The sequence below is a fragment of the Cryptosporangium aurantiacum genome (genome assembly GCF_900143005.1).
In the GTDB taxonomy this organism is placed as follows: Bacteria; Actinomycetota; Actinomycetes; order Mycobacteriales; family Cryptosporangiaceae; genus Cryptosporangium; species Cryptosporangium aurantiacum.
The window spans coordinates 15,268-34,741 of the sequence record NZ_FRCS01000020.1 but is presented as its reverse complement, the minus strand read 5'-3'; the positions used below and the strand labels follow the sequence as shown (position 1 = coordinate 34,741).

The window sequence follows — 19,474 nt, the reverse complement described above, 5'->3', positions numbered from 1 at the left end:
AGCGCCTGTAGGACACACGCCCTCAGATCCAGCCCTGTTGCCAGGCGTGGTGGGCGGCGGCGTGGCGGGTGGGGGCACGCAGCTTCGTCATCGCGGCGGAGAGGTAGTTGCGGACCGTCCCCGGCGCGAGGTGGACCTCGGCGGCGATGTCGTTGATCGAGCCACCGCTGCGCGCGGCCCGCAGCACCTCCAGCTCCCGGTCGGTGAGCGGGCAGTCGTCCTCGGTCAGCGCGGAGGCGGCGATGTCCGGGTCGACGTAACGGCGCCCGGCGGCGATGTCCCGGAGGATTTCCGCGAGCCGCGCGGCGGACGTGGTCTTCGGGACAAAACCGCGGACGCCTGCGGCGAGCGCCCGGCGCAGCACGGCGGGGCGGGCATGGCGGGTGACCAGCACGATCTGGGTGGGGGACCCGTTCCGGATCTCCTCGGCGGCCCGTAAGCCGTCGGTCGGTGGCATCTCCAGGTCGAGAACCGCGATGTCCGGCCGGTGCTCGCGTGCGAGCCGCACGGCCTCCGTCGACGTGGACGCCGTGGCGACGACCGTGAGGTCGTCCTCGAGCGCGAGGAGCGAGGCCAGGGCGCTCCGGAGCAGGTCCTCGTCGTCGGCGAGCAGCAGGCGGATCATCGTGTCTCCTTCCCGGCGGGCAGACACGCGGTGAGTTCGAACCGCTCGCCGTCCCGGGTCCACTCCAGAACTCCACCGGCGGCGTCGAGCCGTTCGGCCAGCGCGCTCAGCCCGGTGCCGGTGTCGGCCGCGGGCTCGAACGCACCGTCGTTGCTCACCTGGAGTCGGGCGACGCCGTCGGCGACCCGGTACTCGATCGACGTCGTCCGGGCCCGGCTGTGGCGGAGCAGGTTCGTGGCCGCCTCCCGCATGACCAGCCCCAGCAGGTGGCGGGCGGACTCGGAGATCGCGCCGGGCTCCACGGTCGTCCGGGCGTCGATGCCCGCCGAGGCGAGCACCCGGGTCGCGTTGGTGATCTCCTCGTTCAGGCTCGTGCGCCGGTATCCGCGCACCACCTCGCGGGTGTCGCGCAGCGCATCGGTGGCCAGCCGCCGCACCTCCTCCATCTCGGCGGCGGCGCGCGTCGCGTCGGCCTCGGCGAGCCGGGCCGCGAGTTCGCTCTTCACCGCGATCACCTGCAGATGATGACCCTGGATGTCGTGCAGGTCGGCGGCGAAGCGGAGACGCTCGTCCTTGACGGCCAGCTCGGCGGAGAGCCGCCGCGCCTCCTCGAGCCGCCCGGCGACGTCCCACGCCCACAGTGGACCGAGCACCGCCCAGCTGGTGAACGCGGTCACGCCCACCGGGAACAGGGCCGCGTACACCAGCTGCCCGTCCCCGGCGAGGAGGCTGACCGCGCCGCCCGGCAGCGCCGCGACCGCGGTCGCCGTCAGCACCAGCCGCCGCCGGGCTCGGCGATCCAGATAGGTGGCGATGACCGCCATCATGATCGCGGGCCCCACCGGCCAGAGACCGTAGTTGCGCAGGGCCAGCGGGCAGACGCCGAGCACGATGGCGGCGAGGACCCCGGCCACCGGCCAGCCCGCCGGCAGACGAGCGGGGGTGCCGCGCAGCCGTACGTCGAGCAGCACCAGGACCGCGGCGACCTCGACCACCAGCGCTGCGGCGCAGAACACGCGCGGCTGGAGCGGCACGTCGCTGTCGAGGACCCACTCGGCGGTGAACAGGATCAGCACACCGACGTTGGTGCCCGGCACCGCCCACCACGTGTACCGGCGGAACCCGGCCAGCCCCGTGCCGGCGTCGCTCACCCCGCCATTGTTTCAGCGGCGCGCTGATCAGGGGCGGTGTCATCCGTCCGGTCTTCGCATGACAGATGTCATCCGGACAGGGCGTGATCCGCCACTACTGCGCCCCGTCCGTGCTCGGCACCGTGAGGACGTCGAAAGGAGAACCTCATGGCTGACGTGGTGGAGGAACGGCCGGGCCTGCTTCGGATGCTGCTGCGGCGCTGGCCCACCGCGGCGGCGCTGGTGGCCGCCGTACTGATCTGGAGCGACGTCGGGGACCTCACCGACACGATTGCCGACCTCGGGCCGCTGGTGCTGCTGTTGGCACTGGAGTACCTGATCCTCAACCAGATCGGCCGGCGCGGGGCGTCCTGGCCGGTGGTGGGCGGCATGGTCGTGGTGATCGTCCTGCTCGACCTTCTTGACGTCGTGTCCCTGTCCACCGCCCTGGTCGTGGCCGCGCTAGTGCTGCTGGTGGCGGGTGCGGTCACCGGAACGCCGAACGGCCGGGCGTCGTTCGGGATCCAGGCCGCCGGGATGGTCGGGTTCGGGGCCATCGCGCTGGTGGGTCTCGCCGTCGATCCCGACCTCGGCCGCTACCTGATCGCGGCCGGGTGGTTGGCGCACGGGGTGTGGGATGCCGTGCACTGGAAGCTCGAGCGGGTGGTGTCCCGCTCCTACGCCGAGGCCTGCTTCGTCGTCGACATCGCAGTCGGTGTGCTGCTGCTGTTCGCGGTCTGACCGGTAGCGTCCCGAGGCGTGACTTCGCCACTGGAAGACGACGTCGACCGCGCGCTCGTCGCGCTGCTGGCCACCGACGGGCGCGCGACGCTCTCGACGCTCGCGGCTGCCGCCGGGCTGTCGGTGTCGGCGACCCAGGCCCGGGTGCGGCGGCTCGAGCAGCGCGGCGTGATCCGCGGGTACGCCGCGGACATCGACCCGGAGGCGCTCGGGCTGCCGCTGGCCGCGTTCATCGCGATCTCGCCGCTCGACCCGGCCCAGCCCGACGACGCCCCGGAGCGCCTCGCCGAGCTGCCCGCGGTGGAGGCGTGCTACTCGGTGGCGGGGGAGGAGAGCTACGTGCTGTTCGTCCGGGTGCCCTCACCGCGTGCGCTCGAGGGTCTGATCCGCGAGATCCGCTCGGTCGCCAACGTGCGCACCCGGACGACCGTCGTGCTCCAGACGTTCTTCGAGCGCACCGCCGCCCTGGACACCGACTGACGGGAGCCAGGAATTCCTGCGGCACGGGAGCCTGAGGCAGGAAAATTTCCGGTGGGGCCGTTGTGAAACCGTAAAGATCCTCTTAACGTGGTGTCATGACCCAGATGGTGGACGCCCCCGGCACGGTTCGCCCCAGCGACGTGCACGCCGTCATCGGCGCGCACCTTCTCGCCGACGGGCTCGATCTTGTGCTCGATCTAGAGGCCTCGCACGGCTCCACGCTCGTGGACGCCCGCGACGGCCACGAGTACCTGGACCTGTTCACGTTCTTCGCGTCCTCGGCGCTCGGCATGAACCACCCCGCGCTCGCCGAGCCGGCCTTCCGCGCCGAGCTGCTCCGCGCCGCGACGAACAAGCCGAGCAACTCCGACATCTACACGGTGGAGATGGCGCGGTTCGTCGACACGTTCGCCGCGGTCCTCGGCGACCCACGGCTGCCGCACCTGTTCTTCGTCGAGGGCGGCGCCCTTGCCGTCGAGAACGCGCTCAAGGTCGCGTTCGACTGGAAGAGCCGCTGGAACGAGGCGCACGGCATCGACCCGGCGCTCGGCACCCGCGTCCTGCACCTGGAGCATGCCTTCCACGGACGCTCCGGCTACACGATGTCGCTCACGAACACCGACCCGAACAAGGTCGCGCGCTTCCCGAAGTTCGACTGGCCGCGGATCCCGGCGCCGTACCTCCGCGAGGGGGCCGACCTGGATGCCCTCGAGGCCGAGGCGCTCGCCGCGGCCCGGGCCGCGTTCGAGGCCCACCCGCACGACATCGCCGCCGCGATCATGGAGCCGATCCAGGGCGAGGGCGGCGACCACCACTTCCGCCCGCAGTTCGTCCGCGCGCTGCGCGACCTGTGCCATGAGCACGACGCGCTGTTCCTCCTCGACGAGGTGCAGACCGGCGTCGGCCTGACCGGCACCACCTGGGCCTTCCAGCAGCTCGACGTCGTCCCGGACGTCGTCGCGTTCGGCAAGAAGACCCAGGTCTGCGGCATCATGGCCGGCGGCCGCGTCGACGAGGTGCCGGACAACGTGTTCGCGATCGCGTCCCGGCTCAACTCCACCTGGGGCGGCAACCTCACCGACATGGTGCGGGCCCGCCGCATCCTCGAGGTGATCCGCGACGAGAAGCTGGTCGCGCGGGCGGCGTCGCTCGGCGAGTACCTGCAGGACAGCCTGCGCGCGCTCGCCACCCGGCACCCCGGCGTGAGCAACGTGCGCGGCCGGGGCCTGATGTGCGCGTTCTCGCTCGCCGACGCCGCGACCCGGGACGCGCTGCTCGACGGCCTGCGCCAGGACGAGAGCGTGATGATGCTCGGCTGCGGAAACCGGAGCGTCCGCTTCCGCCCGGCCCTCACGATCAGCGAGGCTGAGCTGGACAACGGTGTCGCCGCGATCGATCGGGTGCTGAGTCGACTGGGGGCCTAGGTGCAGCAATGGGAGCTGCGGGCCGCGTTCGCCCGCGCGCTGTCGGACATGTACGGCCGGGAGGTTCCGGCCTACCAGACGCTGCTGCAGGTGTCGGCCGAGGTCAACGCCGACGTGCTCGCGAAGCACGGCGCGGACGCCCAGCGGCTGGGCAGCATCGACCGGGTGACCGCCGAGCGGCACGGCGCGATCCGGGTCGGCACGCCGGAGGAACTACGCCAGGTCGGGCAGATCTTCGCCGGCTTCGGCATGCACCCGGTGGGGTTCTACGACCTGCGTGATGCCTCGTCCAGCGCGGTGCCGGTGGTCTCCACCGCGTTCCGGCCGCTGGACGCCGATGAGCTGGCCCGCAACCCGTTCCGCGTCTTCACGTCCGTGCTGGTCACCGACGACCGCCGGTTCTTCGACGCGGACCTGCAGGCCCGGCTGGAGACGTTCCTCGGGCGCCGGGAACTGTTCCCGCCCCGGGTGCTGGAGCTCGCCGCACGGGCCGAGGCCGCCGGTGGCCTCGACGGCGACGAGGCCGACGAACTGGTGGCGGGCGCGACCGCCTGCTTCGCGCTGTCCCGGGAGCCGATCGACCGGTCCTGGTACGACGAGCTGTCCCGGATCTCCGCGGTCGCCGCCGACATCGGCGGGGTGGCGTCCACACACATCAACCACCTAACGCCGCGGGTGCTCGACATCGACGAGCTCTACCGCCGGATGACCGACCTCGGCGTCACGATGATCGACGAGATCCAGGGCCCGCCCGCCTGGGAGGGGCCGGACGTGCTGCTCCGCCAGACGTCGTTCCGGGCGCTGGCCGAGCCGCGGGTGTTCACCGATGGGCCGGGCGAGCTGCGGGTGCGGTTCGGTGAGGTCGAGGCGCGGGGGATCGCGCTGACCGCCGACGGCAGGGCCCTCTACGACCGGATGCTCGCCGAAGTGGACACCCGCCGGGCGTCCACCGGCCGCCCCCGCGCCGAGGTGGCCGCCGAGGTCTGGCGCGAATCGTTGCCCCCGACCGAAGGCGCCCTGGACCACGCCGGGCTGGGCGCGTTCACCTACCGCGCCACCCCGGATGCGGCCGCGCGGCTGAGCACGTTGCTCGCCGCCCGCGGCGCGGACGACCCGGCCGCCGGCGCTGCCCCCGCGACCGCTGGTCACACTCTGGTCCGCGGTCACCCGCAGCTGGACGTGCACGCGCTGGTGAGTGCCGGGGTCGCGGTGCGGGAGCCGATCGTCTACGAGGACTTTCTGCCCCGGTCCGCGGCCGGGATCTTCCAGTCCAACCTGTCCGACGCCGGACGGCGCGACGACGCGCTCACCGGCACCGCCCGGGACGCCGGCTGGCTGAGCGACGCGCTCGGCCGCGATGTCGCCGACCCGATCGTCCGCAATGACGAATTGACGCGCGCCTCTCTGCAGGCGCTCAACCTGGAGATCTCATGATCGACCTGCGCGAGAGCGCGCTCACCGCCCTGAAGTCCTGCGGCGTCGAGGCCGCCGCGCTGACCGGCACGCTGTCGGTCCGCACCCCGCTGACCGGCGCCGAGCTGCTCAGCGTGCGCCAGACCGAGGACGTCGGCGCGGTCGTTTCCGCCGCCCACGCCGCCTACCAGGAGTGGCGCACGGTCCCCGCCCCGGTCCGTGGCGCGCTGGTCAAGCGGCTCGGTCAGCTGATCGGCGAACACAAGGACGACCTGGCCACGCTGGTGACGCTCGAAGCGGGCAAGATCCGCTCCGAGGCCCTCGGCGAGGTCCAGGAGATGATCGACGTCTGCGACTTCGCGGTCGGCCTGTCCCGCCAGCTCTACGGGCGCACGATGCCCTCGGAGCGCCCCGGCCACCGGCTGATGGAGACCTGGCACCCGCTCGGCGTCGTCGGCGTCATCTCGGCGTTCAACTTCCCGGTGGCGGTCTGGTCGTGGAACACCGCGATCGCGCTGGTCTGCGGCGACGCGGTGGTCTGGAAGCCGTCGGAGAAGACGCCGCTGACCGCACTGGCCTGCACCGCGCTGGTCGACCGCGCGATCGCGGAACTCCACGCCCCGAAGGACCTTCACCGAACCGTCATCGGCGGCCGGGAGGTCGGCGAGGCCCTGGTCGACTCACCGCTGGTACCGCTGGTCAGCGCGACCGGCTCCACCCGGATGGGACGTGAGGTCGGCCCGCGCGTCGCGGCCCGCTTCGGCCGCACCCTGCTCGAGCTCGGCGGCAACAACGCCGCGGTCGTGACACCGTCCGCCGACCTCGACCTCGCCACCCGCGCGATCGTGTTCGCCGCCGCGGGCACCGCCGGGCAGCGCTGCACGACGCTGCGGCGGCTGATCGTGCACACCTCGGTCGCCGACGAGCTGCTCGGGAAACTGACCACCGCGTACGGCAAGCTGCCGATCGGCAGCCCGCTGGACGCCGGGACGCTCGTCGGGCCACTGATCGACGAGGCCGCCTACGAGAACATGACCGCCGCGCTGGACGCAGCCCGCAAGGACGGCGGTGAGGTGCTCGTCGGCGGTGGGCGGCGCGAGATCGACGGCGACGGCTACTACGCCGAACCGTCCATCGTCCGCATGCCGTCGCAGACCGACATCGTCCGTACCGAAACGTTCGCGCCGATCCTCTACGTCCTCACCTACGAGACGCTCGACGAGGCGATCGCGCTGCACAACGACGTACCGCAGGGCCTGTCGTCCGGCATCTTCACCCGCGACCAGCAGGAGGCGGAGCGATTCCTGGCCGCCGACGGCTCCGACTGCGGGATCGTCAACGTCAACATCGGGACGTCCGGCGCGGAGATCGGCGGCGCGTTCGGCGGCGAGAAGGAGACCGGCGGCGGGCGAGAGTCCGGTTCGGACGCCTGGCGCGCCTACATGCGACGGGCGACGAACACCGTCAACGCGTCCGGCCAGCTCCTGCTCGCGCAGGACGTGTCGTTCCTCTAGAAATCACTGCAGCGACGTCGTCGGGGTCACGTCGGTCTGCCGCAGCTTCGCGTAGACGGCGTCCGAACCGAGGCCCGCGGTGAACCCGATCGCGAGGACGACGTACACCAGGTTCTTCGCGGACTCCGCGGAGAGCACGTCCGGGTTGGCAGCGGTCTGCGCGGCGACGAACAGCAGGAACGTCACCGCGCCGGCCGCCGCTCCCCGCACCGCCGCCCACAGCCAGCCGGTCCCGTCGTCGAACGCGTTGCGGATGATCGCACCGCAGATCCCGATCATCACCGGCCCGGCCACCAGCACGGCCGCGGCGCGCCACGCCGGAGCGTCCGCCGACGTGGACAGCGGGATACACGCCAACGCGCCGGCCAGCATCACCAGCGCGAACACCAGGCCGTACGCCCGCAGCCGGGCCGACGCCGCCCCCGTGCGCTCCGCGGCCCGCGCCGCCTCCACCCGGCGGTCGTGCCGGCTGACCAGCGACTCCACCAGCTGCGCCGCCGACTCCGGCCCCCAGTCGGCCGCCGCGCGGGCCAGGTCCTCGTCGGTCGCGTCGTTCGGCGCGGCGCGGTGCCGTTCCCACACCCGCTCGGCCTCCCCGCCGAACGCCGCCACCGGGACGACCGGCACCTCCCGGGACAGCCCGATCACGCCCGCGTTGAACGTCGTCCGGCCGCCGCCGATCAGCAACAGCGCGTCGGCGGCGAGGATCGCGCGGTAGAAGCCGACCTCCCAGTCGCTCCCGCTGTCCGGTCGGGGATCGAAGATCTCCGGCCGGTCCCTGGCCTCGGGGAACGGCGCGCCCTCCTGCCGGAGCGGCGCGTGCACCTCGATCGATCGCGCGGACGCCCGCCCGGACGTGAGGTAGCCGCGCACCACCGCACCCTCGATGAAGTCGTCGCTCCCGGAGAAGACCACGATGCGACAGCCCTGCTTCGCGAACTCCCGGCCGAGCTCCTCCGCGGCGGTGACGGCTAACTCCGGCTGCCGCAGCGGCGTCCGGTACGGCCGGTCCGTTGCGGCGCTCCCCACGATCGCTACCGTCGGCGGCACAAGTTCCCCCTTCGACTCGTAAGACGTCTATCACTCCGGGGGTTGAGCGTCGGACCGGTTCTGCGTTTAGGTAGGTGGCCATGGAAGGCGCGCTGGAAGTGGTCGTTCTGCCGGTACGGGACATTGAGGCATCCAAACGGTTCTACGCCGAGCAACTCGGCTTCACCGTCGACATCGACGAGCCCGGCTTCGTCCAGCTCACCCCGGTCGGCTCGGGCTGCTCGGTGCAGGTGAAGCCGCTGGCGGAGAGGCAGGAGTTCGGCGTCCGGCCCACCCTGCTGCTGGTCGTCGCCGATGTGGACGCCGCCCGTGCCGAGCTGGCCGGGCGCGGTGTGGCGGTCAGCCCGGTGAGCCACTACGAGAGCACCGGCGTGGTCGAGGGCCGGGGTGGACGGTGGAACTCGTTCGTCTTCTTCGACGACCCCGACGGCTACCCGTGGGCGATCCAGGAACGTCCGGCGGAATGAACCGCGGCTGCCGCCGCGACCGCGTCCGCCTGGTGCGGCCATAACTGCCCCCCGTAGTTCTCGACGATCGGAAGGAACGGGTCCTCCACGCCGGTCCGGACGCCGCTGAGCTGCTCGACGACCGCCAGCCCGCAGAACGGCACCGCGAAGGGGGAGTAGCCACCCTCGTGGGCCAGGACCAGGCGTCCGTCGCAGTGCCGGGCGGCGGCGTCGGCGACCCGGCGGGTGAGCTCGCGGAACGACTCCGACGAGAGCATCTGCCGGGCCAGCGGATCGAAACCGTTCGCGTCGAAGCCGCACGCGACCAGGATCAAGTCCGGTGCGAACCGGTCCAGCGCCGGCTCGACGACCTCGGTGAACGCGGCCCGGTACGCGCCGTCCCCGGAGCCCGGCGGCAGCGGGACGTTGATCGTCGTGCCCTCGGCTCCGGGCCCGCCGACGTCGGTCACCGGACCGGACTGCGGCGGGTAGACGCCGTCCTGATGGATCGAGACGGCCAGCACCGACGGATCGTCCCAGAACGTGTCCTGCGTGCCGTTGCCGTGGTGGACGTCCCAGTCGACGATCGCGATCCGTTCCAGTCCGAGCGTGGCCTGGGCGTGCCGCGCAGCCACCGCGACGTTGTTGAACAGGCAGAAGCCCCGGCCGTGGTCCGGTGTGGCGTGATGACCGGGCGGGCGCACCAGCGCGTACGCGTTGTCGACCACGCCGCCCGCCACTGCCTCGACCGCGGCGAGCACACCCCCGGCGGCCAGCAGGGCGATCTCGTACGAGAACTCGCCGAACGGCGTGCCGCCGCCGAGGTTCCCGCCGCCCGCGGCGGCCTGCCGGTCGACGTCCGCGACGTACTCGGGCAGGTGGACGCGAGTCAGCTCGGCCACCGTCGCCGGACGCGGCGCCAGCGGGGTGAGGTGCTCGAGCAGACCGGACGCGGACACCAGGTTCGCGAAGCGGCGCTTCGCGTCCGGGCTCTCGACGTGCTCCATCGGTTCGACCCAGCGGCTCACCGGCAGCGGCCCACCCGCGGTGCCGGTGTCGTGCCACATGTACCGCTCGTGCCAAACCCATCCCGTCGCCATGCGCACACGCCTATCACAGGGGTCAGGGACGCCAGATCAGCACCGCGATCGGGCGGGTGCGCTCGGCGAACCACCCGTCGTCCGACGCCTCGGTCAGCAGCCGCCGCAGGTCCGCCTCGAACCCGGGCAACTCCGCCCCGAACAGGTGCGGCGCCGAACTGGAGAGCGAGAACACCCCGGCCGTGATCTGGTCGACGCTACGGTCCACGACCCGGTCCCCGCCGACCTCGAACCGGGTCGGACCGGAATACCCGGCGCGCCGCATCACCTCGTCCTCACCGCTGCGCGTCCCCTGCGGCAGCGCGCTCTGCCCGGCACGGCGCACCGGCCCCAGATACTCGGCGACCAGGGTGTTGATCCGATCCCACGGCGGCCGCGGGCGCGGCAGCGGATCGTCGCCGTCCACCCCCTGGTGCGTCGTGGCGCCGACGTGCAGCCACACACCGCCCGGCTCCAGCAACCCGCGCACCCGCTCCGCCACGGCCGACCGATCCATCCAATGGAACGACTGTGCGAACGTCGCCACCCGGAACGTCCCGAGATCCGGCGGCAACTCCTCGGCCCGCGCGTGCACCCACCGGGCGGTGGTGACCCCGGCCTCGCGGGCGCGGCGCGACGCCTCCGCGACCATGCCCCGGTCCGCGTCGACGCCGACTACCGCCTCGAACAACGGCGCGAGGACCAGCGTCAACGACCCCGGCCCGCACCCTACGTCCAGCAGCCGCCCCCGCCCGTCCAGACCCAGCTCCGCGCCGATCGCCTCCGCGAGCTCCGGCGGGTACGGCATCCGGCCCACCGCGTAGTACGGCGCGCTCCCCGCGTACAGCGTCTCGTCCCACTCCCACTCGGTCACCGCCAGAGGCTATCTCGGCCAAAATAACAAGCCCAAACACCCACAGCCGGACGAGACGACTCAGAGCAACCGCTCGCCTGCCGATGAGGAAGGGAACTCTGACGGGGGGTCCGGCGATGGCGCGGTTGCTGGTGGTCGAGGACGAACCGGATCTGCGGGACCTGCTCGTTCAGCGCGTCGAAGCCGCCGGGCACGAGGTCATCCCGGTCGCCACCGGCGCCGCCGCGCTGCGGGCGGTCACCGAGAACGGCGTTCCGGACGCCGCGATCCTCGACGTCGACCTGCCGGGCCAGGACGGCGTCACGCTGCTCGGGGAGCTCCGCCGCGTCCACCCGGATCTGCCCGCGCTGTTCATCACGGTGCTCTGGTCCGGCGAACTGCTCGCCCGGATGAAGGCCACCGGCTGCCCGTACCTGACCAAGCCGTTCGCCGCCAAGGACCTGCGCGACGCTCTCGACGTCCTGCTCGGTGACGCCCCGGGCGTGGCCGATCACTCGGCGCCCGGATGAGTCCTGCCGCGGCCCTGGCCCGGTCGGTCGGTTTCGCGGCCCTGTTTCTGCTCGCCGCGATCGCGGGCCGGCTCACGCTCCTGGAAGGCACGGCGCTCAGCCTGGTCTGGCCGGCGGCGGGCGTCGCGATCGTCTGGTTCGTCGCGCAACGAGGCTCGCCGACGCCCGCGACGGACTGGGTCCTCCTGGCCGGCGTCACGCTGGCCGCGAACCTCTCGACCGGCGCCCCACTCACGCTGGCGGTCGGCTTCCTCTGCGCCAACGCGGTGCAGATCGCGGTCTTCCTGGGCGTGTTCGGGCGCCTGCGACCGGACTGGCGGCGGGGCGCGGAACCACCGCTCGTCCGGCTGGCCGACCTCTGGCGGATGATCGCCGCGACGCTGGCGAGCACGGTCTGCGGTGCGCTGATCGGCCCGACGCTGGCCAGCTGGTGGGCGGGCTCGTGGTCGTGGTTCGGCGAGCTGATCTGGCTCACCCGGAACATCTCCAGTGTCCTGCTGATCGGCATTCTGGGGATGCTGCTGATCGGCCGCCGTGGGGTCGGCGAGCGGTTCCGCGGCTGGCGGCTGGTCGAGTTGGGCGCGCTGACCGTGTGTTCGGTCGCGTGGTACGCGGTGGCGTTCGGGTTCTCGCAGGGCTTCCCGCTGGCGTTTCCGCTGCTCGTCGTCACGGTCTGGGCGGGCGCTCGATTCCCGTCGACGCTCGTCGCGGCGCACGGCGTGATCCTCGGGACGGTGGCGGTGCTGTACACGCTGCACGACGTGGGGCCGTTCGCCGCGATCGAGTCGAACCCGATGCGTGCGCTGGTGGCGCAGGCGTTCGTCGCGATGGTCGGGATACTCGGGCCGGTGCTGGCGCTCGGCCGGGACGAGCGGCAGGCGCTCAGCCGGGAGCTGTCAGCGGCGGCGGCGGCGAGCGCGGCGCAGGCCAGGACGCTGAGCACGATCGTCGATTCGATCAGCGACGGGCTGATGGTGATCGGTGCGGATGGCCGGATCCTGCTGCGCAACCCCGCGGCGGTGAACCTCTTTCCCGAGCTGTCGCGGCGCAGTCAGTTCGTCGGTGACAACCCCGAGGTCGTCCTGGCCGAGCCCGGCGGCGGACCGATCGAGATGGCTGACCTGCCGTTCTCCCTTGCGCTGGCGGGGGAGACCGTGTTGAACCGGGACCTCGCGGTGCGGCAGCCTGCCACCGGGAGCGAGCGGATCTTCCAGGTTTCCGCGGCGCCGCTGGCCGACGACGGCGCCGGCCGCCGGGCGGTCGTGCTGTACCACGACGTGACGTCCGACCGGCGGCACCGGGACGAGCTGACCGCGTTCGCCGGCGTCGTCGCGCACGATCTGCTCAATCCGCTGACGACCGTGGAGGGTTGGACCGAGGCGCTCGCCGAGGAGCTCTATGACCATCCCGAGATCGCCGGCGCGCGCGACAGCATCACCCGTATCCGCCGCGGTTCGACGCGGATGCGGCACTTGATCAACGATCTGCTCGCGTACACGACGGCCCGGGACGGCGCGCTGTCGCCCGCGCGGGTCGCGCTGGGGGACCTGGTCGCCGAGATCGTGTCCGCGCGGGTCGATCAGGCCACCGCGGCCGGTGCGCTGCCGCCCCGATTCTCGGTGGGGCGGCTGCACGACGTCGAGGCGGATCCGGTGCTGATCCGGCAGCTGCTCGACAACCTGGTCAGCAATGCGGTGAAGTACACGGCGCCGGCGACCGTGCCGCACGTGACGATCGAGACCGAGCTGGCCGGTGACGAGCGGGTCCGGCTGACGGTGACCGACAACGGCATCGGGATCCCGCCCGGTCAGCACGAGGCGATCTTCGCGAACTTCCACCGCGCGCATCGGGAGGCCGGGTACGCCGGTACCGGCCTGGGGCTGGCGATCTGCGCCCGGATCGTCGAGCGCCACGGCGGTGCGATCGCGGCGTCGGACAATCCGAACGGGCCGGGCGCCCGCTTCACGGTGCTGCTCCCTGCGGCGCGTACGGCCGTGGGTGGTGACGGTTCGGTCGCGCCCGCACCCGCCTCGGTCGGCCACCAGGTCTAGTCGGACGCCGTCCCGCGCGCCGCCGGAGGGTGGCTGGCGTCGCGGGGGCCGCGGGGAACCCGCACGACGGGCGCCCTGTCGGGGTCGTCGCTGTCGTCGTGGTCGTCGGGGGTGCGGTTCGGGGTCGTGCGCTCCTCCTCGGCGAGGATCTCGAACCGGGATTCGTGCGCGGTCGGGCGGTAGATCTGGTCGAAGACGTCGAGGATCGGCGCGCTGATGCCCCGGCGGCGCACCCTCGCGGCGAGGATCAGCAGGACGCCGATCACGGTGGCGTAGCAGGCGATCACGACGGCGACTCCCATGTCGTCACGGTACGCACCGGCCCGCCGCTCCGGGGCGAGCTCGCCCCAGTCACCGGCACACCGACGCGGGCCTGCTCCCACCCCGCAGCGGTGCCGCCACCGGTGGCTGGGCGTTGGTGGTGCTGCGGAGGGTGGCTCGGGTGGCGGCGAGGACGGCGCCGAGTACGACCGCGACGCCGAGGAGCTGAGCCGGGGTCAGCGCCTGGCCGAGCACCGCCCACCCCGCGAGCACCGCGACCACCGGGCTGAGCAGGCTGAGGAACGACGCCGAGGCGGCGGGCAGCGCCGCGATGCCGCGGAACCAGAGCACGTAGGCCAGTGCGGTCCCGACCAGCGCCAGGTACACGTACCCACCGACGGCGGGGGCGTCGAGGGCGGGCGGCGGGCCCTCGACCAGCAGCGCGACCGGCGTCAGGACGAGGCCACCGGCGATGAGCTGCCAGGCGGTGGTGGCCAGCGGCGACGCGGGCGGCGTCCAGCGCTTGGCGAGGACGATGCCCAGCGCCATCGATCCGGCGCCGGCCAGTGCCGCGGCCACGCCCAGCGCGTCGAGGCGGGCCTGCGCGGTGAGGACGACGAGCGCGACCCCGACGACCCCGGCGATACCCGCCAGGACGGTGCGGAGCCGGAGCCGTTCGCGCAGCGCCACCGTGGCGAGCGCGGCGACCAGCAGCGGCTGGAGCGCACCCGCGATCGCGGCGACTCCGCCGGGCAGCCGGTAGGCCGCGACGAACAGCAGCGCGAAGAACGCGCCGATGTTCAGCGTGCCGAGAACGGTCGCGCGCCACCACCACGAGCCACGGGGTAGCACCCGGACGAGCGCGAGCAGCAGCAGGCCGGCCGGGAGCGCGCGGAGCACCCCGGCGAGCAGCGGACGGCCGGGCGGTAACAGCTCGGTCGTCACCAGGTACGTGGTGCCCCAGGTCACCGGGGCGACCGCGGTGAGTAGCAGGACGCGGGCAGTTTTGCTAAGCACTTAGCGATAATAGCTAAGTGCTTAGCGATTTGGCTACCCTGAGGCCGTGGCTGATCACGTCGACGGAATCCTGGCCCAGTGGCGCCGTGAGCGGCCCGACCTCGACGTGTCGCCGATGGGGGTGATCGGGCGGCTGAGCCGCGCGGCGGCCGCCGTCGACGCGCAGCTCGCCCGGAACTTCGCCGCGCACGACCTGGACCGCGGCTCGTTCGACGTCCTCGCGACGCTGCTGCGCAACGGGGCGCCGCACCGGCTCACCCCGGCGGCGCTGGCCGCCGACGCGATGATCACGTCGAGCGCGGTCGCTCAGCGGCTCAACCGGCTCGAAGCACGCGGCCTGATCACCCGGACGCCGAACCCGGAGGACGGCCGGGGCAGCCTGGTCACGCTGACCCCGGCGGGGAAGGCCGCGGTCGAGGCCACGTTGCCCGCCCACCTGGCGACCGAGGAGGCGATGCTCGCCGACCTCACGACGGACGAGCGCGCCGCGCTGGCCACCCTGCTGTCCCGCCTCCTCCACAGCGCCGGCGGCCGCTGATCTTCTTCGGGCCGCAGCACCCCGCCCGCGGCCCGACCTGCGACGTCTCGCGCCTGCGGCGCGCCCCCTACTGGATCGGGTAGCGCTGGACGCGGAGCCAGTCGACGAGGGCCGTGGCCGGGAACGTCGTCGCCGCGTCGGGCTCGGTCGGCGCGTCGTCCACCGCCAGCTCGAGCACCAGCGCGTGCGGCCGCCGGAACGCCGCCCAGGCGGCCCCCGCCTGCGCCGCGGTCAGCTCGGCCGTGCGGACGCCGTCCACCGACCACTTCAGGTACCCGTCCGGCCCGGACCGCCAGTCCACCGCGTAGACGTGCCAGTCGGTGCTCCGCCCGTCGCCCGGCAGCGGCACCGTCCGGCTGAAGCCCAGGCTGCCCGCGACTCGCTGCCGCACGAAGCCCGGCCGGTGCCCCGGCGCCTCCACCACGTCGATGCCCCCGGCGGTGGCCAGGCCCGCGCTCGCCTGGTCCGCGCCGACCGTCCGGAGCGCCGGCCGCAGCCCCCGGCCCGCCGGGGCCTTCAGCCGCACGGAGACGTGTCCGCCCTGCTGGGACCACGCGGCGACGCCGTCGTTGCCGACCCAGTCGAGCATCGTCAGCCGCGGGCCGGCGTACCGGCACGAGTGACCACCGCACCGGGTGTCGGTGTCCGCGACCCGCTCCGCGACCAGCGCGAGGTGCCCTCGCCCGTCGAGCCGCGCCTGGTCCGGCGAGTACCGGGTGAGCGACCCGGTGCACCCCTCCCGGCACGGATCGGCGAACCACATCGCGGTCGACAGACCGTAGTTCGGGCCCGCTCCGGCCGGGCCGCTGAACTCCTGGCGGAACGTCACCGGGTTGGTCCGCACGGTCAGGTACCGGTGCGGCCTCAGGTCCAGCCAGCGCCCGGCGAGCTGCACCGCGACCTGGATCTCGTAGTCCCCGGCCGGGAACGTCCGGTGGCCGGTGGTGAACGTGTAGCCCTCGGCCGGGACCGTCGTCGCGTGGGCGCCGGGGAAGTCGAAGTGGCCGCCGTCGGAGTCGCGGACCGCGACCGTGAGCGCCTCCACGGCCACCGGCCCGCCGGTCGTCCGGAGCCGGGCGGTGGCCGAGAGCGCCTGGCCCTCCTCGGCGGTGGCCGGCACCGTCAATACGTCCAGGACGAGGTCCGCTGCCGCGGCCGGGGTCACCGGAGTGACCACCAGCGCGGCTAGTACGGCCAGCGCCGCGACAATCACCCGTCCACCCACGTCGCCCCCTTGTCTCGTGCGCGGGATGGTTCATACCGCACTTATCGGGTTGTTCGGGCGTGTCGTCTGCTCGTGGCGGCGAACCGGCGTTTGAGTGTCGTCATGCTGCTCTTCCGCCGAACAGGCGTCGTGTTCGCGCTGGTCGTGAGCCTGATCGTCGCCGCGGCCCCGGCCGACGCCGCGGACCGCCCCGCGTTCAACCGGTACTCCGCGGCCCAGCTCGCCCAGCAAATCCTCGCGCTGCGGGCCGCCGGGCGGATCGGCATCTACGACTACTCCGCGCGCAAGGCCGCGGATCGCCGCGACCGGTCACTGGCCAGCCAGCAGCTCGCGGACATCGCCGCCGGGCGCCGGGTCAACCTGTCCCGGCGCTGCCACGGCGGGCGGCTGGTGCGGATCCGGCCGGACATCCGGATCCTGCGGTTCCTCGCCGACCTCGGGGCGAACCACGGCCGGTACACGATCAACGTCCTGTTCGGGCAGTGCCACAGCCGGCGCTCGCTGCACTACGCCGGGCGCGCCGTGGACCTGCGGTGCGGCCTGAAGGTCAAGCGGGCCGACGCGTCCGCGCTGCTGTGGGGCGTTCGCCGCAACGCCGAGACGTGCCGCCGCCACTACCACTGGCACTACTCGGTCGGCGGCCGCTGACGCCGGGCGAGCACCAGCAGCACCACCAGCGCGAGCACCGCACCGCACGTGCCGAGCGTCATGTCGCCGAGCGTGTCCTCGTACGCGGTGTCCAGCTCGGTGCCGTGCCGGATGAACGCGTACCACTCGCCGAGCTCCCACAGCAGTGCCAGCAGTGCACCGCCGCCGATCACCACGACCGCCCGTGCCCAGGCCGGCCGGAGCGTGGCGACGTCCAGGACCAGCGCGAGCCCGAGGCAGAGCAGGAACCAGTTGACGAAGTGGTTCGCGTCGTCCCACCACGTGATCGAGTCGTAGAGGTCGAGCGTGTTGCCGGAGACGTCGACCAGGAACGGCAGCATGACGAGCGTGAAGCCCGCTGTGGGTGCGGTGTTCAGTTGACCCCGATGCGCCAGCCACCAGCCGACCGGGACGGCCAGCATCATCAGCGGGTACAGCACGAGCCGGGCCGCGAAGCCCTTGCCGGCGAACTGCGGCAGGTCGCTCGCGACGCTGGCCACCACCAACTGGGCCACGGTCAACGCCAACACGACGAGTGGAGCAGCCCAGCTTCGAAGACGCACGGCGCGCAGTCTGCCGCAGCGCAGCCCCTGGACGGACGGTGCCCCCCGAAGCTAGGCGCCGATGCCGGCCCGGTACCTTCCGGCGCCGTGCCGGGCGTCGTCAAAATCAGTTGTTGACCAGGTCGCGGGAGACCGCGCGGGCGGCCTCGCGCACGCGGTTGACCAGCGCGGACCGCGGCCGAAGGCCGGGATCGCAGATCCGGTCGACGGGACCGGACACGCCGATCGCGCCGACCACCAGCCCACCGTGCCCGCGGATCGGGACCGCGATCCCGGCCTGGCCGACGGTCATCTCCTCGACCTCGGCGGCCCAGCCGCGTTCGCGGACCTCCTCCAGGCCCGCGCGCAGGATCCGGGTGTCGGTGATCGTGCGGTGGCTGTAGGGCGGGAGGCCCTTGGCCAGGACGACGGCGGCGTTCGGCGCGTAGGCCAGCAGCGCCTTGCCGAGCGCGGTCGCGTGCGCCGGGAGCGTGGAGCCGACGTCGAGCTTCTGCTGGGTGTCGTCCGGACGGAAGACGTGGTGGACGACGATCACCGCGGCGCCCTGCAGCGCCCCGATCCGTACCGCTTCGCCGGTGCGCGCCGCCAGCGGATCGGCCCAGTTGATCGCGTGCGAGCGCAGCTCGTTGAGGTCGAGCCGGCCGCCGCCGAGGTCGAGCAGCGCGGTGCCCAGCCGGTATTTGCCGCCGCTGCGGTCCTGGTCGACGAACCCGACGCGGTGCAGCGTCCGTAACAGACCGTGCGCGGTCGCCTTGGCCAACCCGAGCGCTTCGGCGATCTCGCTGACGCCCAGCGGGCCGGGCGAACCGCCCAGGAGGCGGAGTATCGCCGCGGCCCGCTCGATGGATTGGACCGAGCCGGGCATGTCCCGATCGTAAGCATGCGCCCGGGTTCGACATTGTCGAACGCCCGCCGTTGAGTGCGCCCCGCAGCGTTCCTAGCGTCTGACAGGTGCCTGGCCGAGACGGCCGACGAAGGCCCTCGGCCCCAGCCCCGGGAGGTCCAATGGCGGAACGGTGGAAGATCCCGAGAGTCCCTGGCACCGTCGGCGAGATGGCGGCGGAGTTCGCCGGGACCCTGATCCTGATCCTGTTCGGATGTGGTGTGGTCGCCCAGGTCGTGGGCGGCGAGATCGGTGATCACGACAGCATCGCGTGGGCGTGGGGCTTCGGCGTCGCGCTGGGTGTGTTCGTCGCCGGCCGGATCAGCGGCGCGCACCTCAACCCCGCGGTGACGATCGCGCTCGCGGTGTTCAAGGGCTTCTCCTGGCGGAAGGTGCCCGGCTACATCGCGGCGCAGACCCTCGGCGCGTTCATCGCGGCGCTGCTGGTGCGGTGGAACTACAGCGAGGTGCTGGCGAGCGTCGACCCGGGCAACACGATCGCGACCCAGGGCGTGTTCTCGACGCTGCCCGGCAACGGCACGCTGCCGGTGTCGGAGTGGGGCGCGTTCCGCGACCAGATCATCGGCACCGCGATCCTGCTGTTCGTGATCCTGGCGCTGACCGACCTGCGCAACAACCCCCCGCTGGCGAACCTGACGCCGCTCATCGTCGGGTTCCTGGTGGTCGCGATCGGCATGGCGTGGGGCACCAACGCGGGCTACGCGATCAACCCGGCCCGTGACTTCGGTCCACGGCTCGCGTCCTACCTGACCGGGTACGAGACAGCGTGGAGTGATCAGTACGGGAACCTGTATTTCTGGGTGCCGATCATCGCCCCGATCATCGGTGCTCTTGTCGGCGCCGCGCTCTACGGTCTGCTCGTCGGCCGGTTCCTGCCGTCCGACGCGCCGCAGGAGCCGGGTGACCTGCCGTCGGCCGACGCGCGGGACGCCAGGACCACCGAGAAGATCGCCTGACCGCCACTTCACCTCGAGGAGCAAAC

General features: G+C 72.7%; 21 protein-coding genes. 11 read left to right on the top strand and 10 right to left on the bottom strand.

What is annotated here, in order from left to right; all coding sequences use genetic code 11:
• Positions 1 to 22: 22 nt before the first annotated feature.
• Together BUB75_RS38135 and BUB75_RS38130 are read right to left on the bottom strand one after the other, a co-directional pair.
• Entirely contained in the window at positions 23 to 625 is a 603-nt protein-coding gene (locus tag BUB75_RS38135; protein WP_073264626.1) for a response regulator transcription factor, read from the bottom strand.
• Complete coding sequence (locus BUB75_RS38130; protein WP_073264624.1) at positions 622 to 1,776, bottom strand: sensor histidine kinase; 1,155 nt, start codon at positions 1,774 to 1,776, stop codon at positions 622 to 624. Before BUB75_RS38130 ends, BUB75_RS38135 begins: the two co-directional genes overlap by 4 nt.
• A 147-nt stretch (positions 1,777 to 1,923) precedes the next feature.
• Between BUB75_RS38130 and BUB75_RS38125 the strand changes: the two genes are divergently transcribed.
• The 5 genes from BUB75_RS38125 to amaB all read left to right on the top strand — a co-directional run bounded on the left by BUB75_RS38125 (position 1,924) and on the right by amaB (position 7,327).
• Entirely contained in the window at positions 1,924 to 2,496 is a 573-nt protein-coding gene (locus BUB75_RS38125) for a hypothetical protein (RefSeq protein ID WP_073264622.1), read from the top strand.
• Between the two features lie 18 nt (positions 2,497 to 2,514).
• Positions 2,515 to 2,976, top strand: a complete 462-nt coding sequence (locus BUB75_RS38120) for an Lrp/AsnC family transcriptional regulator (protein ID WP_073264620.1) — start codon at positions 2,515 to 2,517, stop codon at positions 2,974 to 2,976.
• A 95-nt stretch (positions 2,977 to 3,071) separates the two neighbouring features.
• Positions 3,072 to 4,400 (top strand): L-lysine 6-transaminase, encoded by a 1,329-nt coding sequence (lat, locus tag BUB75_RS38115; RefSeq protein ID WP_073264618.1) that lies wholly within the window; start codon positions 3,072 to 3,074, stop codon positions 4,398 to 4,400.
• Positions 4,401 to 5,834: a 2-oxoadipate dioxygenase/decarboxylase gene (gene hglS / locus BUB75_RS38110; protein ID WP_073264616.1), complete on the top strand. Its 1,434-nt coding sequence runs from the start codon at positions 4,401 to 4,403 to the stop codon at positions 5,832 to 5,834.
• Complete coding sequence (gene amaB / locus BUB75_RS38105) at positions 5,831 to 7,327, top strand: L-piperidine-6-carboxylate dehydrogenase (protein ID WP_073264614.1); 1,497 nt, start codon at positions 5,831 to 5,833, stop codon at positions 7,325 to 7,327. Before hglS ends, amaB begins: the two co-directional genes overlap by 4 nt.
• Positions 7,328 to 7,330: 3 nt before the next feature.
• On the opposite strand, the gene BUB75_RS48315 is transcribed toward amaB, so the two are convergent.
• Positions 7,331 to 8,356, bottom strand: a complete 1,026-nt coding sequence (locus BUB75_RS48315; RefSeq protein WP_143175681.1) for a hypothetical protein — start codon at positions 8,354 to 8,356, stop codon at positions 7,331 to 7,333.
• A 101-nt stretch (positions 8,357 to 8,457) separates the two neighbouring features.
• Between BUB75_RS48315 and BUB75_RS38095 the strand changes: the two genes are divergently transcribed.
• Positions 8,458 to 8,844 (top strand): VOC family protein, encoded by a 387-nt coding sequence (locus tag BUB75_RS38095; protein ID WP_073264610.1) that lies wholly within the window; start codon positions 8,458 to 8,460, stop codon positions 8,842 to 8,844.
• Here the strand turns inward: BUB75_RS38095 and BUB75_RS38090 are convergent.
• Together BUB75_RS38090 and BUB75_RS38085 are read right to left on the bottom strand one after the other, a co-directional pair.
• The gene (locus BUB75_RS38090) at positions 8,808 to 9,923 is read right to left on the bottom strand and encodes a class II histone deacetylase (RefSeq protein WP_073264608.1); all 1,116 of its coding nucleotides are present in this window, start codon (positions 9,921 to 9,923) and stop codon (positions 8,808 to 8,810) included. The genes BUB75_RS38095 and BUB75_RS38090 overlap by 37 nt on opposite strands.
• 22 nt (positions 9,924 to 9,945) lie before the next feature.
• Positions 9,946 to 10,782 (bottom strand): methyltransferase domain-containing protein, encoded by an 837-nt coding sequence (locus BUB75_RS38085; protein ID WP_073264606.1) that lies wholly within the window; start codon positions 10,780 to 10,782, stop codon positions 9,946 to 9,948.
• A 110-nt stretch (positions 10,783 to 10,892) separates the two neighbouring features.
• On the opposite strand from BUB75_RS38085, the gene BUB75_RS38080 reads away from it, so the two are divergent.
• Together BUB75_RS38080 and BUB75_RS38075 are read left to right on the top strand one after the other, a co-directional pair.
• The gene (locus BUB75_RS38080) at positions 10,893 to 11,285 is read left to right on the top strand and encodes a response regulator transcription factor (protein ID WP_073264604.1); all 393 of its coding nucleotides are present in this window, start codon (positions 10,893 to 10,895) and stop codon (positions 11,283 to 11,285) included.
• Complete coding sequence (locus BUB75_RS38075) at positions 11,282 to 13,336, top strand: ATP-binding protein (RefSeq protein ID WP_073264602.1); 2,055 nt, start codon at positions 11,282 to 11,284, stop codon at positions 13,334 to 13,336. The genes BUB75_RS38080 and BUB75_RS38075 overlap by 4 nt, the downstream gene beginning before the upstream one ends.
• On the opposite strand, the gene BUB75_RS38070 is transcribed toward BUB75_RS38075, so the two are convergent.
• Positions 13,333 to 13,638: a hypothetical protein gene (locus BUB75_RS38070; RefSeq protein ID WP_073264736.1), complete on the bottom strand. Its 306-nt coding sequence runs from the start codon at positions 13,636 to 13,638 to the stop codon at positions 13,333 to 13,335. The genes BUB75_RS38075 and BUB75_RS38070 overlap by 4 nt on opposite strands.
• Positions 13,639 to 13,687: 49 nt before the next feature.
• The gene (locus BUB75_RS38065; RefSeq protein ID WP_073264600.1) at positions 13,688 to 14,614 is read right to left on the bottom strand and encodes an EamA family transporter; all 927 of its coding nucleotides are present in this window, start codon (positions 14,612 to 14,614) and stop codon (positions 13,688 to 13,690) included.
• 46 nt (positions 14,615 to 14,660) lie between these two features.
• Between BUB75_RS38065 and BUB75_RS38060 the strand changes: the two genes are divergently transcribed.
• Positions 14,661 to 15,152 (top strand): MarR family winged helix-turn-helix transcriptional regulator, encoded by a 492-nt coding sequence (locus BUB75_RS38060; protein ID WP_073264598.1) that lies wholly within the window; start codon positions 14,661 to 14,663, stop codon positions 15,150 to 15,152.
• 67 nt (positions 15,153 to 15,219) lie between these two features.
• Here BUB75_RS38060 and BUB75_RS38055 read toward each other — a convergent pair whose 3' ends face one another.
• On the bottom strand, positions 15,220 to 16,377 hold the full coding sequence (locus BUB75_RS38055; protein ID WP_073264596.1) for a glycoside hydrolase family 16 protein: 1,158 nt from the start codon (positions 16,375 to 16,377) through the stop codon (positions 15,220 to 15,222).
• 102 nt (positions 16,378 to 16,479) lie between these two features.
• On the opposite strand from BUB75_RS38055, the gene BUB75_RS38050 reads away from it, so the two are divergent.
• Positions 16,480 to 17,025, top strand: coding sequence for a hypothetical protein (locus BUB75_RS38050; protein ID WP_073264594.1), 546 nt, complete (start codon positions 16,480 to 16,482; stop codon positions 17,023 to 17,025).
• Here the strand turns inward: BUB75_RS38050 and BUB75_RS38045 are convergent.
• Together BUB75_RS38045 and BUB75_RS38040 are read right to left on the bottom strand one after the other, a co-directional pair.
• Complete coding sequence (locus BUB75_RS38045) at positions 17,004 to 17,588, bottom strand: DUF2238 domain-containing protein (RefSeq protein WP_073264592.1); 585 nt, start codon at positions 17,586 to 17,588, stop codon at positions 17,004 to 17,006. The two genes, BUB75_RS38050 and BUB75_RS38045, sit on opposite strands and share 22 nt — an antisense overlap.
• A gap of 106 nt (positions 17,589 to 17,694) precedes the next feature.
• Positions 17,695 to 18,453, bottom strand: coding sequence for an IclR family transcriptional regulator (locus BUB75_RS38040; protein ID WP_073264590.1), 759 nt, complete (start codon positions 18,451 to 18,453; stop codon positions 17,695 to 17,697).
• Positions 18,454 to 18,593: 140 nt separating this feature from the next.
• Between BUB75_RS38040 and BUB75_RS38035 the strand changes: the two genes are divergently transcribed.
• Positions 18,594 to 19,448 (top strand): MIP/aquaporin family protein, encoded by an 855-nt coding sequence (locus tag BUB75_RS38035; protein ID WP_073264588.1) that lies wholly within the window; start codon positions 18,594 to 18,596, stop codon positions 19,446 to 19,448.
• Positions 19,449 to 19,474: the final 26 nt, after the last annotated feature.

Excerpts from the sequence above, each read along its gene's own strand:
- BUB75_RS38135 (WP_073264626.1), bottom strand. The coding sequence starts at position 625 with ATGATCCGCCTGCTGCTCGCCGACGACGAGGACCTGCTCCGGAGCGCC.
- BUB75_RS38125 (WP_073264622.1), top strand. The coding sequence starts at position 1,924 with ATGGCTGACGTGGTGGAGGAACGGCCGGGCCTGCTTCGGATGCTGCTG.
- lat (WP_073264618.1), top strand. The coding sequence starts at position 3,072 with ATGACCCAGATGGTGGACGCCCCCGGCACGGTTCGCCCCAGCGACGTG.
- amaB (WP_073264614.1), top strand. The coding sequence starts at position 5,831 with ATGATCGACCTGCGCGAGAGCGCGCTCACCGCCCTGAAGTCCTGCGGC.
- BUB75_RS38095 (WP_073264610.1), top strand. The coding sequence starts at position 8,458 with ATGGAAGGCGCGCTGGAAGTGGTCGTTCTGCCGGTACGGGACATTGAG.
- BUB75_RS38090 (WP_073264608.1), bottom strand. The coding sequence starts at position 9,923 with ATGGCGACGGGATGGGTTTGGCACGAGCGGTACATGTGGCACGACACC.
- BUB75_RS38080 (WP_073264604.1), top strand. The coding sequence starts at position 10,893 with ATGGCGCGGTTGCTGGTGGTCGAGGACGAACCGGATCTGCGGGACCTG.
- BUB75_RS38075 (WP_073264602.1), top strand. The coding sequence starts at position 11,282 with ATGAGTCCTGCCGCGGCCCTGGCCCGGTCGGTCGGTTTCGCGGCCCTG.
- BUB75_RS38070 (WP_073264736.1), bottom strand. The coding sequence starts at position 13,638 with ATGGGAGTCGCCGTCGTGATCGCCTGCTACGCCACCGTGATCGGCGTC.
- BUB75_RS38050 (WP_073264594.1), top strand. The coding sequence starts at position 16,480 with ATGCTGCTCTTCCGCCGAACAGGCGTCGTGTTCGCGCTGGTCGTGAGC.
- BUB75_RS38040 (WP_073264590.1), bottom strand. The coding sequence starts at position 18,453 with ATGCCCGGCTCGGTCCAATCCATCGAGCGGGCCGCGGCGATACTCCGC.
- BUB75_RS38035 (WP_073264588.1), top strand. The coding sequence starts at position 18,594 with ATGGCGGAACGGTGGAAGATCCCGAGAGTCCCTGGCACCGTCGGCGAG.